Origin of the sequence: Nitrosospira briensis C-128 (assembly GCF_000619905.2) — a bacterium.
GTDB classification, from domain to species: domain Bacteria; phylum Pseudomonadota; class Gammaproteobacteria; order Burkholderiales; family Nitrosomonadaceae; genus Nitrosospira; species Nitrosospira briensis.
The window spans coordinates 2,330,168-2,348,510 of sequence record NZ_CP012371.1 but is presented as its reverse complement, the minus strand read 5'-3'; the positions used below and the strand labels follow the sequence as shown (position 1 = coordinate 2,348,510).

Genomic DNA, 18,343 nt, shown 5'->3' with positions numbered 1-18,343 from the left:
ATTTCACCTGTCGAGATGAGTCTGGAATAACAGTCCGGCATGCTCTCGCATTCGATGGAACTGAATATACTTCCAGCTTTCCTCGGCTACGCTGAGTTCCGCTCCATATGAAGCCAGGAAAGTCGGGGCATCGACGACGTCATAGGCTATCCGGTGCGCATTGGTATCGATGAACCGCTTGAGCTCGCGGGAGTCGTCCGCAGTGACCCAGCGGGCCAGTTGGTACTTGGCAGGCGCGAGCCGGGCATCGACGCCATATTCATGCTTGAGCCGGTGTGCTACCACCTCGAATTGCAAAGTACCTACCGCACCCAGCAGCAGCGTCCCGCCCCAATGAGGACGAAACACCTGAATCGCACCCTCCTCGCCCAACTGTGCCAGTCCCAATTTTAGCTGTTTGCTGCGCATCGGATCGGCGAGCTCGACCGTCTGGAAGATTTCGGGCGCGAAAAACGGCAAGCCCGTGAATTGCAATCGCTCGCCTTCGGTCAGTGTATCCCCTAGCTGCAGTGTTCCATGGTTGGGGATCCCGATGATATCGCCGGGATAGGCGATATCGAGCAAGTCGCGTCGCTGGGAGAGAAACGACACCACGCCGTTGGTGCGGATATCCTTACCGTTACGCACAATCCTCAAGTTCATGCCGCGATCGAACCGGCCCGAGCAAATCCTCACAAACGCGATGCGATCCCGATGAGCTGGATTCATATTAGCCTGAATCTTGAACACCACTCCTGAAAATTTCGATTCACCCGGTTGCACCTGCCGCTGCAAAGCTACACGCGACCCGGGCGGCGGGGCAAGATTAACCAGCGCGTCAAGTACTTCTCGCACGCCGAAATTGTTGATGGCTGAGCCAAAAAATACCGGGGTCTGCTGGCCGGCGAGAAAGGCTTCATGACTGAATTCGGGTGAAGCGCCGCGTATCAGTTCGATTTCCTGCTGCATGGTAGCGGCACCATCCGCAAAGCGTTCTTCGAGTGCCGGGTTATCCAGCCCTTTGATGATTTCGTCTTCATCATCCAGCCTATCGGACCCGGGCTGAAAAACGCGCATGCTATCGCGCTGCAGGTCGAATACACCTTTGAAGCTGCGGCCCATACCCATCGGCCAGGTAAAAGGTACAGCGGCCATGCTCAGCGTTTGTTCGATTTCATTGATAAGATCGAGCGGTTCACGTACTTCGCGATCCATTTTATTCACGAAAGTAAGAATGGGCGTGTTGCGTGCACGGCACACCTCCAGCAGACGCAGTGTCTGGGCTTCGACGCCATTGGCGGCGTCAATTACCATCAGCGCGGCGTCAACGGCGGTCAGAACGCGATAGGTGTCCTCGGAGAAATCCTGGTGGCCGGGCGTATCCAGGAGATTGATGACGCAATCGCGGTATTCCATCTGCATCACTGAACTGGCCACCGAAATACCTCGTTGCTTCTCAATCTCCATCCAGTCGGAAGTGGCGTGTCGGCTCGCCTTTCGCGCCTTGACGCTACCTGCGATATGAATGGCGCCCGCAAACAGCAGCAACTTCTCGGTAAGCGTCGTCTTACCGGCATCCGGGTGAGAAATTATGGCAAACGTGCGACGCCGCGCCACTTGCTGACCGACCATCATGAGGTTTCCTTATGCTTGTGATTCGAGAGGCGCTGCTGGGTCTTTTTCCTGGGGATAAAGATAACAGTGCGCGGTATGCGTTGGGCTGAATGAACTTGCCGCCGGGTAAATTTCGCGGCAAATTGGCATGACGTGAGGGCAACGAGGATGAAAGTGACAACCAGACGGCGGATTGGCGGGTGAAGGAAGGTCTCCGTGGAGCCGGATAATATGACGTTTCGATTCAAGCTCGATCACGGGAATCGCAGACATCAGAGCCTGGGTATATGGATGCCTGGGACTGATCAAAACTTCGTCCACGCTTCCCCGTTCTACAATTCTTCCAAGATACATTACCGCCACTTCATCCGCGAGATATTCAACTACTGAAATATTATGAGTGATGAATAGATAGGCCAATCCCAGATTGTCCTGCAATTCGTTCAACAGGTTCAGAATCTGGGCTTGGACCGATACGTCCAGTGCGCTGGTAGGTTCATCGCACACGATCAGCTTGGGGTTAACGGCCAGAGCACGTGCGATGGCGATACGCTGACGCTGGCCGCCGGAAAACTCATGTGGATAACGCCATTTAGCTTCTGGCGGCAACCCGACACTTTCCAGCAGGGCATCGACTTTAGGCTGCTTCGCGATATCTGGTTGATGCTCCGCATCGTTTGCTTTGCTGTCGTCTTCGACATTCAGGGCATTCATGCCCTCTTCGATAATGTCGACAATGCGCATCCTCGGATTGAGCGATGAATACGGGTCCTGAAATATAAGCTGGAATTCGGAGCGTAATTTCCGCAACCGCTTGCGTTCCAACCCGACCAATTCGAGCCCGTTATAACGCACGCTGCCGCTGGATAGCGGGATCAACTGCAGGATACCCTTGCCGACTGTCGTCTTACCACAGCCCGATTCTCCCACCAACGCCACCGTCTTGCCCAAGCCGATTTCCAGCGACACGCCATCTACCGCTTTGACATACCCCACCACCTGTTTCATCAAGCCCTTACGGATGGGAAAGTAAACTTTCAGGTCATTGGCGGACAACAAGCATGAATGGGAAACACGAGATTCGGGATTCGATGTAATCTGGATATTGGACTCATCCGCGCGCCCGGAGTTCAGCGCCAAGACCTCCGGTTCCGCATCCCTTAGCCCTTGCTGCCCTTGCTGCCCTTGCTGCCCTTGCTCATTAACTTGTGATCCCAGGTTCTGATTAAAAAGATGGCACCTGACGTGATGTTCGCCAGCCAGCGCCGTCCACCCCGGCGCCACGTCATGACATAACCCCCAGGCTTGATCACAGCGATCGGCAAAACGGCAGCCTACGAATTCGCGTGACAATGGCGGCACATTTCCGCTGATCGCCGCCAACCGCAAGCCCTGCCGGCGTCTATCCCGCCCCGGCAGCGAGGCGAGTAATTTTCGCGAGTAGGGATGCGCAGGCTCGCGGAAAAATTCTTCGCGCGTCGCTGTCTCTACCATTTCCCCTGCGTACATTATTCCCACCCGATGCGCCATTTCCGCCGCCACACCGAGATCGTGAGTAATCAGCAGGATAGCCATCCCCTCACGTTGCTGCAAATCACGCATGAGATTGAGTACCTGGGCCTGAATGGTAACATCGAGTGCAGTAGTCGGCTCATCGGCGATGAGGAGTTCCGGCTCACCCGCCAACGCCATTGCTATCATCATTCGCTGCTTCATCCCGCCCGAAAACTGGAAAGGATATTCATTCATGCGCTGCGATGCGTCGGGGATTCCTACCTCATTCAAAAGTTCGTATATGCGTTTTTGCGCGGCCGCGCCACGTAAATTGAAGTGCCGCCGCAGGACCTCGCCAATCTGCTGTGCGACGGTCATTACTGGATTCAGGCTCAGCATCGGCTCCTGGAAGATCATGCTGATGCGCTTTCCGCGAATACTGCGCATCGCGGTTTCCGGCAGCAGAAGAAGATCCTCTCCATCGAGCTTGACAGAACCCGCTACGATTTCACCTATCTCTGGCAGTAACCGCATGACGGACAAAGCAGTCATGGATTTGCCGCAGCCGGATTCGCCCAATAGGGCGAAAGTCTCGCCTCTCATGACTTGCAGCGTAAGCCCGTCCACAGCCCGCACCAGCGTTGTCTCCGTATGCAGGATGGTTTCAAGGTTGCTGATTTGCAGCACGGCGCTCATGAGGAAAGGGGGCCTTCGATTCCGGCGGAAACCGGTTTGGCTTTCGGCGCTTTCCCGATTTTTTTGCGCCGCAATGTGCCAATTTTTGCCGACAAGGTTCTCACGCGTGGGTCAAACGCATTCTGTACCGCATCGGCAAATAGATTAGCGCTCAACACCAGCGCAAACATGAAGCTGAAAGCCGCGAACAAGGCCCACCATACCACCGGCTCACGCGCCATTTCCAGCCGCGCGGCATTGATCATGGTCCCAAAACTGATCGTCGACGGATCAACCCCGACACCGACGTAAGACAATACGGCCTCCGCGAGAACCAGGCCGCTGAAATCCATGACGGTCGTAATGAGCACGATATGCATTACGTTAGGAAGAATGTGCCGGCTGATAATGCGCCAATGGGAAACACCAAACGCGTGAGCCGCCTGTATATACTCCATTTCGCGCAACTTCAATGTCTCGCCGCGCAGTAGACGGCACAGGCCGGTCCAACTCGTAACCCCGAGTATGATGCAGAGAAACAGCAGGCGCAGGTCCGCCCGCGCGGCAATTGTATCGAACAGCTCAGGGCGGGTCTCGATATAAACCTGCATCATCAATACCGCCGCCGCGATGAGTAAAACACCCGGAATCGAACTCAGCGTCGTATAGAGGTATTGAATCACATCATCTATCCACCCCCGGAAGTAGCCCGCCGTAATACCCAGAAGCAGCGCAAAAGGGAGCATCATCAACGTAGTCAGGGTTCCGATCACGAGTCCGGTGCGGATGCTTTTGAGCGACTGGTAAAAAACGTCCTGTCCTACCTTGTCGGTACCTAATATGTGGTAATTTCCGCACAATGCCAACGCGGCACCGCTGAGCAATAGTATCAGCAAGAGCACGATAGCCACTGCATTCCATGGGATTGCGGTAGCGCCACGCGAAATGGCGGAAAGCGTCGACAGGAAGGTCTCGCCACTGCGGCGCGCCACCCAGGCAGCCAGCAACCCCAGCAGCAGGCACCAGACGAGTAATCCCAGGCCTCCGCCCGCTCCGGCTCTCGACGCGACGTCGGTGACAAGCTGCGCTTCGGGATCCTGCAAATGCGCCCCGCCGAATTTCAGCCGGGGAAATTCCCGTGTTTGCCTGCCATCCGGGAGTTCCACTGTTTCTCGAGCGTAAAGGTGCGCGGCAAAGGGCGCTGAATAGGTCTTTTCCACGTGTACGCGCAGGGGGGTGGCGATCAGATCAAGCAGACTCAACACTTCCACGCTGTAAGCCTGCTCACCGGCGCCGCCGTTGGCGTTTCCCACAGCGGGACGTAAATGCACCGTATCGAGTAGCCCGATAATGATAAAGAACATCAATACCGTGAGCGCTGCCATGCCGCTCGCACTGTGACTCACGCGCCGCCATGGGACAAGAAGGTGCGGGTTTCGCCGTACATGCCAGACGAATACGAGCACTACTGCCACAAGCAGATAGACCAGCGCATCTGTCCAGAGAACTACAGGTTTGAAAGCCATGTCTGGTTTTACCGGAGCAGCATTATTCCAGCCTTACCCTGGGGTCAACCAGGGTATAGGAAATGTCCGTCAATATAAGACCGACGATATAAAGCAATGATCCCAGAAAGACCATCGCCCGCACTACCGCGAAATCCTGTGAATTGATGGCGTCGATCGTATAGCTGCCCAATCCGGGGATACCGAAAAACGATTCGGTAATGAGGCTGCCTAAAAATAACAGGGGGATCACTACCACCGCCCCCGTGAGTATCGGAATCATGGCGTTTCGGAGTACGTGCCCGAACAGCACGAAACTTTCCGGCAGACCCTTGGCACGGGCGGTACGGACATAATCCTTGCCCATTTCTTCCAGAAAAATGGTGCGGTACCAGCGCGTGTTCGCGCCGGCGCCGCTAATCACGCCGATAACGACCGGAAGAATCAGGAACTTGCCCGCATCCAGCCCCTGCCCATATCCAGAAATCGGCACCAGGTGCCATAATTTGCTGATCAGGAATTGTCCGCCAATAATATAGAATAAACTGGAGATCGACATGAGCGCGACGCATAGTACCACGCCCCAGAAATCCACGTAGGTAGCCCGAAAAAAAACCATTGTCAGCGCGAAGACGATGTAAACGCCCAGCCCCAGCAGAAATACCGGCAATGCGATGGCCAGGCTGGGCACCATCCGTGTTCTGATTTCATGGGCAATGTCACGCCCGTCGTCGGCGGGGCCGAAACGGAAAGCGAACATGGCAGCCGACTTCTCGAAAAAGATAGTATGCGTAAATTTTGCAAATCCATCCTCTGCATGGTTAAACATCAGTGGTTTGTCATAGCCGCGCTCCTGCTTCCACTTGTTGATGGCCTCGGGCGTCACACGCTTGATACCCAGTTGCATCCGTGCCATATCATCGGGCGTATTCACTACGAAGAATAACGTGAAGGTGATCAGGTTGACACCGATGAGAATGGGGACAGCGTAAAGCACCCGCCTTACAATGTAATTAAGCATTTAAGCGCGTGACCTCGATATCTTCATTTGGCCCGGCAGGCCTTATGCCGGCGTTCCGCTCCTTGCGGCGATAAACGATTGCAGCGGGAAGCAGGCTGATAGCCAGTATGATCAATCCCCCACCGATAGGCCACAGTACCGGCTTATTCCATTCTCGCCGCTTCTGGTTCCTCACCTCGGCATCGATGCGAAAGTATTTGACATTATTGTTCGATAATCTGTTCGGTTTGACATTGCCATACCAGGAGTGATAAAGCCCGTAGTCCTTGGGATGATAACCCCAGAGCCAGGGCGCATCATGACGAAGAATATCTACCATCCTGTCGATGATGTGCTGGCGCCTGGGGCCATTCTCCATATTCTTCATCTGATCGAAAAGACGGTTATATTCTGGGTTGGAGTAATTAGCGGCGTTTTCACCTTCGTTACCGACCTTCTGCTGAGGACCATGCAGCAGGAATAAAAAATTCTCCGGATCGGGGTAATCGGCATTCCAGCCCCATTCGAAAATTTGAGCATTACCCTTGCGAATCTTGTCCTGAAAACGGTTGTAGTCGGTACTTCGAACCACGAGCTGGATATTGAGTTTCTGAAACTGTTTGCGCATCCAGTCGAGACTGGATTTATCCTCCGCCCCGCGGGCGGTGACATCGAAATAAAGCACCAGCGGTTCGCCTGTCTTTCTGTTCATGCCGTCTGGATAGCCGGCCTCAGCCAGTAATTTTCGGGCCGCTTCAATCGGTTTTCGCTGCGCCCGTCCGTTCACCCAGTCATACACGACTGGATTCATTCCTTCTTTTCCATCGCGGTGTCCTGCGATACCAGGCGCGATAGGGCCCTGCGCCGGAATGCCGCGGCCATTGGCAAATATGGAAACATACTCTTCATAATCGACCGCGATGGAAATGGCCTGGCGCAGCTTCCTGGCAGACTCGCGTCCGTGCTTATCTGTTCCGCCCACTACCGGGTCCAGCATATTGAAGCCCAGGTAGTTCGTGGATGCCGCCACCGCCGTCTCCAGACGAATGCCCTGCTCTTTCATCGCCTCGGTCACCGTTGCTTCGCCCTGCCCACCCGTCAGTTGGATCGCCTGATCGAAGCTATCGGAGCCGATGGCGGAAGCGTCGTAATAGCCTTGCAGGAATTTGTTCCAGCGGGGAATACTTTCCCTCTCCCGGCTATATATCACCTTGTCGATAAAAGGCAGCGGCTCTCCCGCGTCCCTCAACAATCCCGCGTCCACATCACCGGGCATGCCTTCGGACGGATAAGCCTCGCCATGAAAATTGGGGTTCTTCTCCAGTATCATCACACGGTTGGGATCGTTCTCGGTGAGCATATAAGGCCCCGTGCCCACCGGATACCAGTCAAGAGTGATATTTTTTTCCGATAAGCCGCTTTGGCTGTAAAAACGCTCCGCTTCCCAGGGAATGGGAGCAAAAAAAGGCATTGCCAGCCAGTACATGAATTGCGGGTATTTACCCTTGATCTTGATGCGATAGGTGTAAGGCCCCAGCACCTCCGCGCCCTCGAGAGGATAGCTGCTCAGATCCAGATAAGTATCCTTGCCCCCTTTCTTGAACTGCGCCTCGGCGGCAGCCTGTAGCGTCGCGGAATATTCCTTGAGTCCAACAATGTAATCGGACATCAAGCCGAAAATGGGCGAATGCAGCCTGGGGTGAGCCAGCCGTTTAATCTGAAAAACATAATCCTCGGCAGTCAACTCGCGGGAACCGGTATCCCGAAGATCGCCCAGTTTATGAATATCAGCTAAAGCTTCCGCAGTGAGATCATGATAGCGATAATCTCCCCGTTCGTTTCTGGCGAAAGCAGGATGAGGCTGATAACGAATACCAGGCTGGATGGAAATTTCATAAATCGTATAAGCGATTTTTTCTGCGTCGGCATCGGCATGCAAATGTACGCCGTTCTTGTCGAGATATTGCGCCACCGGCATTCCTGCCGCCGCTGATGGGATCAGCTGGTAGGGGCGTTTCAAATAATGATATTGCAATGGCGGCTCATAGATCTGCGCTGTGATGAGAATTTCGTTGGAACTATAGGATTGCACCGGATCGAGATGCTTTGGACGCTCTGCAAAGGCGGCATAGAGAATATTTTTTTCCGAGTCGGAGGCTGGATAGGGATCGTTCCATGGATTGCCGCTACAGGCGCAGATAAAAACGGCGAGCGAGGCCAGCAGGTATTTAAGGAGTCGTCGAATAACGCCTCCAGGAGGAACGGTTTCGGCAAGATCGAACGAGGGATAATTCATGAGTACCGCCGAAAAAGAGGCTGTGGTTCGCTGCTGACATAATGGTCTTGCCATGGTGTGTAACGCGATGAACACCCGATTTTACCGTAGATTACAAGGGGCGATGCGCATGGGCAGGTACTGGAGGCGACCTGTTGCGGTGGGTTTTTGCCAAAGTCCCCTACCAGGCGGGATGCGTCATTCGCTTTCGTACTTACTCTTCTTTGGGATATTTCATCCCGAAAAGCGATCATGTTTCCCGCTTGCGAACCGGAGACGTACCGAGACGTGTTTCGATATCCGTAAGTACAGCTTTCATTGATGCGATTGTATAGCGCAGAGATGGGGAAAAGCTGATCGGCACCCATGCGGCATTTGATGATTTTACAAGTATGAAAGACTTGAAGTTATAATCCAAAGTCCGGCAGTCGGTTGGTTTTTTCAGCTTGACGCGCTTACCCGCAACAGCCTTCCGTGTCACTCGATCCTTTATGGTGCTCGCTGCCAGGACCCATTACCGGATTCAGGACCATTCCGCCACTCAACCTTCGTAAGGTATATTACATGACACTTCTTGCCGATAAACGCATTCTCATCACCGGACTACTGAGTAATCGTTCCATTGCCTACGGCATTGCAAAAGCGATGCATCGCGAAGGCGCGCAACTGGCTTTTACTTATCAGGGAGAAGCGGTGCGCGAGCGGGTTCAAAAAGTAATTGCGGAGTTCGGCAGCGATTTACTTTTCCCGTGCGATGTTTCAAATGATAACGAAATTGCGCAATGTTTCGACGACTTGGGAAAACGTTGGGATGGCCTTGACGGTATCGTCCATTCCATAGCCTTTGCTCCGCGCGAGGCGCTAAGCGGAGATTATGTCGAAAGCGTAAATCGCGAGGCTTTCCGCATTGCCCACGATGTGAGCTCCTACAGTTTCACTGCCTTGGCGAAAGCCGGAATACCGCTGATGCAAGGCCGAAACGGCTCGCTTCTCACACTTACCTATCTGGGTTCGACAAGGGTTATGCCGAATTATAATGTTATGGGATTAGCCAAAGCGAGCCTTGAGGCGAATGTGCGATTCATGGCTTCCAGCCTCGGCCCCAAGGGTATACGGGTCAACGCGATTTCAGCAGGCCCGATCAAAACCCTGGCGGCGGCTGGAATCGGTAACTTCGGAAAACTGTTGAGCTATACCGAAAAAGTATCACCGCTACGGCGTAATGTTTCCATTCTGGAGGTCGGAAATGTCGCGGCTTTTCTTTGCAGCGATCTGGCAAGCGGTGTTACCGGCGAGATTACCCATGTCGATGCAGGGTTTAACACAGTCGCGTTTGATATCATGTAGCCGCTGACAGCGGCTTGTTTTCTGCTACTTCTCCAGGTTCTCGTTACTCACCGATACCTCATACCGTTTTCTCACCCCGGCCAGATAAGCCGAGAGCTCCTCCTGGGCAATCAACTGCTGCAATTGTCTGGCAAAAGCTTGTTGTTGTGCTGCCTCCGGCGGGGCTGGTTTGGTGACATGCTCGACGCGAATCAAGGTAAAACCGCCTTGGGGATTCGCAATCCCGGTATAGGACGGGAGTTTTGTCGCGTCGGCCTTGAAAACCGCCCGCAGGGTTTCGTTGTCAAGACCATGGGGCTCCTTGCGGGAAATCTGCTGGGTAGCGCCCCACTTAACGGCCTCGTCTTTGCCCTCCTGCAGTTGCGCGAGCTTCTGCTTTCCCTCATTGATAGCCGCCTTGTCAGCTTCCTGCCGCGCGATAAGCCCGGAAATTTTATCCTTCAACTCCGTTATGGAGAGCGTAGTCGCTGGCCGGTAATTCAATAGCCTCGCTGAAACCAGCGTGTTCGGCGAAACTTCGACTGCCTCGGTGTTGCGTTTATCCTTGATGACATCGTCCGAAAAAGCCGCTTGCAGCAGCCTTTCGTTGGTGAAATAGGGTGGCTGGCCGCCGTTTCTTCCAGTCCAGTCGCTCTGCTGTATGGATAAGCCGAATTTCTCGGCGGCGGGCTGCAGGCTATCGCTCTGCTCATATACCATATTGCTGAATTCATCCGCCATTTCGCCGAAAACCTTCTCGGCTTTCTGTTTCTTCACGTCCTGCTCAACCTGACCTTTTACCTTGTCAAAACTGACCGGTTCCGCGTTCTTGATGGCGGAAAGCTGAATGATATGAAAACCATGATCCGTCTCGACCACCTTGCTGATCTCATCCAGCTTCATCTGGAAAACCGCGTCTTCAAAAGACTTGACCATCATGTTGCGCGCAAAGAAACCAAGGTCACCGCCTTTGGCCGCAGAACCCGGATCCTGGGAATATTCCCTGGCAAGATCCGCAAAGCGTTCCGGTGATTTTTTAATTTCGATAAGCAGCTGCTCAGCTTTGGCGCGTGCCGCCGCTCTCTCCGATTCCGGCGCCGTGGCAGGCGCGCTCAAAAGAATATGGCTCGCCCGGCGCTCCTCGGGTTGCCCGAATTCACCCCGGTGCTCGTCGAAGTACTTCTCCGCTTCATCAGTACTGACATGCGATTGTTTAATGAGCTCATCCAGCGATAACACCAGATACTCGAGCCGTACCTGTTCCGGCAATTGAAATTCAGCCTGATGACTGTCATAGTATGACTTGATGGCCGCATCATCAGGTTTGATATGGCCCAGAAACTGTTCCGGCCGTATTTGAACCAGGCTAACCTCGCGCTTTTCTTCACTCAACCGAAGGACCCGCTCCGCTACCGTATCGGAAATGAAGCCGCTTTCGCTGTAAGGCGCGATCAACTGCTGGCGCATCAGTTCCTGGCGCACCCGTGCTTCGAATGCTTGCGGACTGAGCCCCTGTCCACGCAGCAGTTCTTCGTAGCGCGGCTTGGAAAATTTTCCGTCTTCTTGAAATGAAGAGATATTTTGTATTGTTTCCACAAGCTGGGCATCCGGCACAGCCAATCCCAAGCGAGATGCTTCATGCTTCAGTAAACGCTGCTGAATCAACCCTTCCAATATTGCGGATCGCACTTCGGGCTTATCCAGTAGGGCATCGTCAAAGCCCGCTCCCATCGAAGCCCGCATGGTGTCCTTCTGATTGCGCACGGCCTGATCGAATTCCTGACGAAGGATCTTTTCGCCGGCCGCGAGCGCAACTTGATCTTCGCCCTCCTTGCTTTGATATGATTCGAGACCCCAGAACAGGAATGGCAGCGTGGCGAGCGCCAGGATGACCTGGACGATTCGTCTTTTTTTATGGACAAAATCAAACATTGATGGGCAGAAAATGAATAAAAAAGGCGAACTTGCGTTCGCCCTGGTTTAAGCCAAAATCTGGCGGAGTGGACGGGACTCGAACCCGCGACCCCCGGCGTGACAGGCCGGTATTCTAACCAACTGAACTACCACTCCAACGATCAAAAAGCTACTGGTGGGTGCTGACGGGGTCGAACCGCCGACATTCGCCTTGTAAGGGCGACGCTCTACCAACTGAGCTAAGCACCCCGATTTAAAGGACGCTAGTTTACTGCATCCTTGAGCGCCTTGCCAGCGCTGAATTTCGGTACCTTGGTAGCTTCAATCTTGATAGCTGCGCCAGTGCGGGGATTCCGGCCGGTGCGGGCCGCGCGCTTCCCCACTTTGAAAGTTCCAAATCCAACCAGGGTGACACTTTGGCCTTTTTTCAAAGCCGCTTTAATAGCAGACAATGCACCGTCCAGCGCATTTCCCGCAGAGGCTTTGGAAATGTCGGAAGATTTGGCGATGGCATCGATAAGTTCGGATTTATTCACGTGATTCCCCTTTCGTTATTGTTAAAGAGTTACAAAAACCCTGCAATCGGTTTTATATCAAGCCGCTTGTGCTTGGTCAAGCAATTGTAAAAATATTTCAGAGAACGTTTCATACTACATTTTACGCAGGAATCTTATCCAAAATGAAAGGCCGAAAATAAAAATGGTCTATACAGCTTGCTTTCTGCCCCATCGACTGACATGGGGCAGAAATCTTTAGTGCTTGATAACAACGCTCGCTACGCCCCCTTCGGCCGCAACCGGAGCCGGAGCGGATACGGGTGAGGCGGAGGGAAGCGGTTCCGGTTTGCGCTCCAAGGCCAGATCCAGTACCTGATCTATCCATTTCACCGGATGAATATCCAGTCTATTTTTAATATTTTCTGGAATCTCCGCCAAGTCCTTGACGTTATCCTCCGGGATCAGCACCGTTTTTATGCCGCCGCGATGCGCCGCCAACAGTTTCTCCTTGAGGCCGCCGATAGGCAGAACCTCGCCACGCAACGTAATCTCCCCTGTCATTGCCACAGCCGCCCGAGCCGGAATACCGGTCAGAGCCGATACCATCGCAATGCAAATACCGATACCTGCGCTCGGGCCATCCTTGGGTGTCGCACCCTCGGGCAAGTGAATATGAATATCGTTCTTCTGATAAAAATCGTCGGCAATACCCAAGGCTCGTGAGCGACTGCGCACTACCGAGAGGGCGGCCTGAACCGACTCCTGCATCACCTCACCCAATTTTCCGGTTGTGATGGTTTTCCCCTTGCCAGGCAACACCACAGCTTCAATAGTTAATAGTTCGCCCCCCACTTCGGTCCACGCCAGACCCGTAACCTGTCCTACCTGGTTTTTTTCTTCCGCAACGCCATACGTATAGCGTCTTACGCCCAGATATTTGTCGAGATTCCGTCCGGTGATCGTAATCTTCTTTTGATCATTTTTCAGCAGGAGTGCCTTCACGACTTTACGGCAAATTTTCGAGATTTCCCGTTCCATTGCCCGTACACCGGCCTCACGCGTGTAATAGCGCGTAATATCGCGCAGTGCAGACTCGGAGACCGCCAGTTCGTTTTCCTTCAACCCATGGTTTTTTATCTGTTTAGGCAGTAAGTAGCGCGTGGCAATGTTCAGCTTCTCATCCTCCGTATAGCCCGACAACCTGATTACTTCCATGCGGTCAAGCAGCGCCGGCGGTATATTCAGCGTATTCGCGGTGGCGACAAACATGACATCGGACAAGTCGTATTCAACCTCGATATAATGATCCACAAAAGAATTATTTTGTTCTGGATCAAGAACTTCCAAAAGTGCAGATGAGGGGTCGCCACGAAAATCCATACCCATCTTGTCCACTTCATCCAGTAGAAACAGGGGATTCTTGACGCTCACCTTGGTCATGTTTTGCAGTATCTTGCCGGGCATCGAACCGATATAAGTGCGGCGATGGCCGCGTATCTCGGCCTCGTCACGAACACCGCCCAGCGACATACGCACGAATTTGCGGTTGGTGGCACGTGCAATGGATTGTCCCAGCGAAGTTTTGCCCACTCCGGGAGGGCCTACCAGACAAAGAATGGGCGCTTTCAGTTTATCCACCCGCTGCTGCACAGCCAAGTACTCGACGATTCGCTCCTTGACCTTCTCGAGCCCGTAATGGTCCTGCTCAAGCACGACCTCGGCAGCACCGAGGTTCTTGCTGATTTTGCTCCTTTTTTTCCACGGCAGCGCGACCAGCGCATCGATATAATTGCGAACCACCGTGGCTTCCGCCGACATTGGAGACATCAACCGGAGTTTTTTCAGTTCTGCCTCTGCCTTGGCGCGAGCTTCCCTGGACATCTGGGCTGCTTGTATTTTCTTGTCGATTTCTTCCAGATCGGCGCCGTCTTCACCCTCGCCCAACTCCTTCTGGATAGCTTTCACCTGCTCGTTGAGATAGTAGTCCCGCTGGCTTTTCTCCATCTGACGCTTGACGCGCCCACGAATGCGTTTTTCCACCTGAAGTATATCGAGTTCGGTTTCCAGCAATCCCAGCAGATGTTCCAAGCGCTTCGGCACATCGAAAATTTCCAGCACTTCCTGCTTTTGCTCAAGTTTCAAGGGCAAATGAGCAGCAATTGTGTCAGCAAGACGCCCTGCTTCATCTATGCCGCTAAGGGAAGTCAATATTTCGGGAGGAATCTTTTTGTTGAGCTTTACATACTGGTCGAATTGAGCCAGCATCGCGCGCCGCATTGCTTCAACTTCATGGTTATCAATAGCATCCGGAGGCAGTAATGCTGCCTGACCGGAAAAATACGTGCCATCGTCGGTCACGTTGATAATGCGTGCGCGGCGGCCGCCTTCCACCAGCACCTTGACGGTACCGTCCGGCAATTTGAGCATTTGCAGCAGGTTTGCAACGGTGGAGACGCCGTAGAGATCTTCCGGCGCCGGCTCGTCCTTGGCTGCAAATTTCTGAGCCACGAGCAAGATGCTCTTGCCGGATTCCATGGCGATTTCCAGCGCTTTTATGGATTTAGGCCTTCCAACGAAAAGAGGAATGACCATATGCGGAAAAACGACGACATCGCGCAACGGTAACAGCGGTAATGAAATTTGAGTAGGATCGTTCACTGGAGAAGACATGTCGGCTCACCTATAAGAGACAAACAAGAGTTATGGGGACGCCGCGGAGAAATTCAACGGACAATGCAAATACGGGACGTGTATTAACAGCTCTTGGCTACCTTCGGCTTATCTGAATAGATCAGGATGGGTTTGATATCGCCATTGACCGAACCATGATCGATTACTACCTTGGCAACATTTTCCAGCGATGGAAGATCGAACATGGTGTCCAGCAGGGCACTCTCCAGAATGGAACGCAAACCACGCGCCCCGGTCTTTCGCGCCAGCGCCTTCTTGGCTATTGCTTTGAGGGCCTGCTCGCGGAATTCGAGATCGACGCCCCCCTCCATGTGAAACATTTTCTGGTACTGCTTGATGAGCGCGTTCTTTGGTTCGGTCAATATTTGAATCAACGCCGACTCATCCAGTTCTTCCAGCGTTGCGACCACGGGCAGACGTCCGACGAATTCCGGTATCAGGCCATATTTGACCAGATCTTCAGGCTCCACGCCTCGTAATACTTCACCGAAGTCCTTCCGCCCGTCGCGGCTTCTCACATTGGCGCCAAAACCTATTCCTCCCTTTTCGGATCGGGCGCGTATTACCTTGTCGAGTCCATCAAAAGCACCGCCGCAAATGAAAAGAATGTTGGTGGTATCCACCTGCACAAACTCTTGATTGGGGTGTTTTCTCCCCCCCTGGGGCGGTACCGATGCGATGGTCCCTTCGATCAGTTTCAACAGGGCCTGCTGTACGCCTTCTCCTGAAACATCCCGTGTAATTGACGGGTTGTCCGATTTGCGCGAAATCTTGTCAATTTCATCAATGTAGACTATCCCTTGCTGCGCCTTTTCTGCATCGTAATTGCATTTCTGGAGCAGCTTCTGGATGATATTTTCCACATCTTCGCCGACGTAGCCTGCTTCGGTCAGCGTTGTCGCGTCAGCCATCACAAAAGGCACATCAAGCAATCGCGCCAACGTCTGCGCAAGCAATGTCTTGCCCGAGCCCGTCGGGCCGATGAGCAGAATATTGCTCTTCGCCAGCTCGATTTCATCGGCATCCGTCGCCTTTGCCAGGTTTCTCAGCCGTTTGTAGTGGTTGTAAACCGCTACCGACAGGATCTTCTTCGCCTGCTCCTGGCCAATTACATAGTGATCCAGGATCTGGCAAATTTCATGTGGCACCGGCAAATCCGACTTCGTAAGCTTGGCAGCTTCAGCGCCTTGTATTTCCTCACGAATGATGTCATTGCAAAGCTCGATACATTCATCGCAAATGAATACCGATGGGCCGGCAATGAGCTTCTTCACTTCGTGTTGACTTTTGCCGCAGAAGGAACAATAAAGCAGTTTTTCACCGCCAGTTTTCTCTGACATAGTTTTATCCCGCATTATCCGAGCCGTTGCGCTCGTAGACCAGCAATCACTTCCACCCTATCTTTTTCAACTGGTGCTTTCACTCCTGGAAGTCAGCACAGCATCGATCAAACCGTATTTCGCCGCCTGTTCGGCGCTGAGAAAGTTATCCCGGTCCGTGTCTCTCTCGATAGTCTCTATACTTTGGCCGCTGTGCTTCGCCAACAACTCATTCAACCGGTTTTTTAGAAACAGAATCTCTTTCGCATGTATCTCAATGTCCGAAGCCTGCCCCTGGAAGCCCCCTAACGGCTGATGGATCATAACGCGCGAGTTGGCGAGGCAGAAGCGTTTACCCTTGGCACCGGCCGTCAGCAACAACGATCCCATGCTTGCCGCCTGCCCTATGCAGAGCGTGCTGACATCGGGTTTAATATATTGCATGGTATCGTAAATCGCCATCCCGGCAGAAACCAGGCCACCGGGAGAATTAATATAAAAATGAATATCCTTGTCCGCGTTTTCAGACTCCAGAAACAGGAGTTGTGCCACGATCAGGTTCGCGGACCCCTCGGTAACCGGACCCACCAGGAATATGACCCGCTCTTTCAGCAATCGAGAATAGATATCGTATGCGCGTTCGCCTCTTCCACTGGTCTCGATCACCATGGGAATCAGACCCAACCCGCTCGGCTCGAGACTACGCTGCTTCCAGTCAAGTTGCTGCATTATGATCTTCCCATTAGCTCATCTAGAGTCACTGATTTATCCGCCACTGCGACCTTCTCCAATACCCACATCACGACGTTGTCTTCCAGCACTGCGGACTCGACCTCATTAAGACGATCCGGTACGGAATAATGCCATTTGATCACCTCCGCCGGATTTTCGTAACTCTGCGCGAGATCCTCTACCACCGCACGCACCTGCTCGGGTTTTGGATGCAGGCCGTGGCTTTTTACCAGCTCTCCCAAAATCAATCCCAGGTTGACGCGCCGTTGCGCTCTTTCCAGAAGCAAATCCTCAGGCAACGGCAAGTTCTTGGCGCTCAGACCACGCGACGCCAGTTCCTCGCGCGCTTCCTGCATCAAGCGCTCCTGCTCCATCTCCACCAGGGCCTTGGGCGCCTGGATGCTGGTTGCATCAAGAAGCGCCTGCATGACCTGTTCCTTAAGTCTGGTCTTTATACGCCGAGACGCCTCACGCCTGAGGTTGGCCTCGATTTCGACGCGCATTTTTTCAATATCGCCATCGGCGACACCCAGCGATCTGGCGAATTCCATATCGACATCGGGTAGTCTTGAAGACTCCACCCCGTTTAAAGTCACCTCAAATACGGCGGTCTTTCCGGCAACCTCTTTACCATGATAGTCTGCCGGAAAGGTAACTTCAAATGTTTTGACCTGTCCGGCGCTCATGCCAATCAGCGGTTCTTCGAAGTCTTTGAGTAACGTCCCTTCGCCCAGCACCAAGGTAAAGTTCTCGGCTTTACCTCCTGCAAACTCCACGCCATCGATGCGACCATGATAATCGATATTGATGCGATCGCCCGGCTGTGCCCCCCGTTCCGCAGGTTCGTATTGAACGCGTTGTTTGCGCAAAACCTCTACCGTATTATCAATATCGGATTGCGAGATATCGACCACGGGCCGTTCGACGCGAATAGCACTCAAGTCTCCCACAACTACGTCTGGATAGACCTCAAATGTCGCGCTGAATTCAAATTGGGTCACATTTTCTGCTGGCTGCCTGGGTTCGAAACGAGGATAGCCAGCGATTCTGAGGTTTTTCTCGCGCACAGCCTCGCTGAAATTCTTCTTCAGCGCATCGCTGATCACTTCCTGTCGCACCTGCGGACCATACTGCTGCATGACGATTTTCAACGGCACTTTTCCCGGCCGAAAACCGGGTAATTTCGCCGTGCGTGCCAAATGCTTCAAGCGGCTTTCAATTTCCGTCTCGATTTTCTCCTGGGGAACCGAAACGTTAAGGCGGCGCTCCAGTGCACCAAGGTCTTCGACATTCGTTTGCATTGCATTTCCTGACTGGTTGAT

General features: G+C 53.3%; 12 protein-coding genes and 2 tRNA genes. 1 reads left to right on the top strand and 13 read right to left on the bottom strand.

The window, feature by feature from the left end:
• Positions 1–3 precede the first annotated feature (3 nt).
• The 5 genes from F822_RS10575 to F822_RS10555 are packed head-to-tail and all read right to left on the bottom strand — an operon-like array spanning position 4 to position 8,563.
• Positions 4–1,614 carry a peptide chain release factor 3 gene (locus F822_RS10575; protein WP_025041651.1) on the bottom strand — a complete coding sequence of 537 codons (1,611 nt, stop codon included), beginning with the start codon at positions 1,612–1,614 and terminating at the stop codon, positions 4–6.
• Positions 1,615–1,623: 9 nt separating this feature from the next.
• Positions 1,624–3,783, bottom strand: coding sequence for an ABC transporter ATP-binding protein (locus tag F822_RS10570; protein WP_025041652.1), 2,160 nt, complete (start codon positions 3,781–3,783; stop codon positions 1,624–1,626).
• The gene (locus tag F822_RS10565) at positions 3,780–5,288 is read right to left on the bottom strand and encodes an ABC transporter permease (protein ID WP_025041653.1); all 1,509 of its coding nucleotides are present in this window, start codon (positions 5,286–5,288) and stop codon (positions 3,780–3,782) included. The genes F822_RS10570 and F822_RS10565 overlap by 4 nt, the downstream gene beginning before the upstream one ends.
• A gap of 22 nt (positions 5,289–5,310) precedes the next feature.
• Entirely contained in the window at positions 5,311–6,288 is a 978-nt protein-coding gene (locus F822_RS10560; RefSeq protein ID WP_025041654.1) for an ABC transporter permease, read from the bottom strand.
• Positions 6,281–8,563: an ABC transporter substrate-binding protein gene (locus F822_RS10555; protein ID WP_025041655.1), complete on the bottom strand. Its 2,283-nt coding sequence runs from the start codon at positions 8,561–8,563 to the stop codon at positions 6,281–6,283. Before F822_RS10555 ends, F822_RS10560 begins: the two co-directional genes overlap by 8 nt.
• 543 nt (positions 8,564–9,106) lie before the next feature.
• Here F822_RS10555 and F822_RS10545 point away from each other — a divergent pair.
• Positions 9,107–9,889, top strand: coding sequence for an enoyl-ACP reductase FabI (locus F822_RS10545; protein WP_025041657.1), 783 nt, complete (start codon positions 9,107–9,109; stop codon positions 9,887–9,889).
• Between the two features lie 24 nt (positions 9,890–9,913).
• Here F822_RS10545 and F822_RS10540 read toward each other — a convergent pair whose 3' ends face one another.
• The 8 genes from F822_RS10540 to tig all read right to left on the bottom strand — a co-directional run bounded on the left by F822_RS10540 (position 9,914) and on the right by tig (position 18,322).
• Entirely contained in the window at positions 9,914–11,800 is a 1,887-nt protein-coding gene (locus tag F822_RS10540) for a SurA N-terminal domain-containing protein (protein WP_025041658.1), read from the bottom strand.
• 61 nt (positions 11,801–11,861) lie between these two features.
• Positions 11,862–11,938, bottom strand: a tRNA-Asp gene (locus F822_RS10535).
• Between the two features lie 17 nt (positions 11,939–11,955).
• A tRNA-Val gene (locus tag F822_RS10530) sits at positions 11,956–12,031 on the bottom strand.
• Between the two features lie 14 nt (positions 12,032–12,045).
• Positions 12,046–12,318 (bottom strand): HU family DNA-binding protein, encoded by a 273-nt coding sequence (locus F822_RS10525; protein WP_025041659.1) that lies wholly within the window; start codon positions 12,316–12,318, stop codon positions 12,046–12,048.
• Positions 12,319–12,534: 216 nt separating this feature from the next.
• A complete protein-coding gene (gene lon, locus F822_RS10520; protein WP_025041660.1) occupies positions 12,535–14,949 on the bottom strand; it encodes an endopeptidase La in 2,415 nt (804 codons plus the stop codon).
• Positions 14,950–15,032: 83 nt separating this feature from the next.
• Positions 15,033–16,310: an ATP-dependent Clp protease ATP-binding subunit ClpX gene (clpX, locus tag F822_RS10515; RefSeq protein WP_025041661.1), complete on the bottom strand. Its 1,278-nt coding sequence runs from the start codon at positions 16,308–16,310 to the stop codon at positions 15,033–15,035.
• Positions 16,311–16,376: 66 nt separating this feature from the next.
• On the bottom strand, positions 16,377–17,018 hold the full coding sequence (gene clpP / locus F822_RS10510; protein ID WP_025041662.1) for an ATP-dependent Clp endopeptidase proteolytic subunit ClpP: 642 nt from the start codon (positions 17,016–17,018) through the stop codon (positions 16,377–16,379).
• Positions 17,018–18,322, bottom strand: a complete 1,305-nt coding sequence (gene tig / locus F822_RS10505) for a trigger factor (RefSeq protein WP_025041663.1) — start codon at positions 18,320–18,322, stop codon at positions 17,018–17,020. The genes clpP and tig overlap by 1 nt, the downstream gene beginning before the upstream one ends.
• Positions 18,323–18,343: the final 21 nt, after the last annotated feature.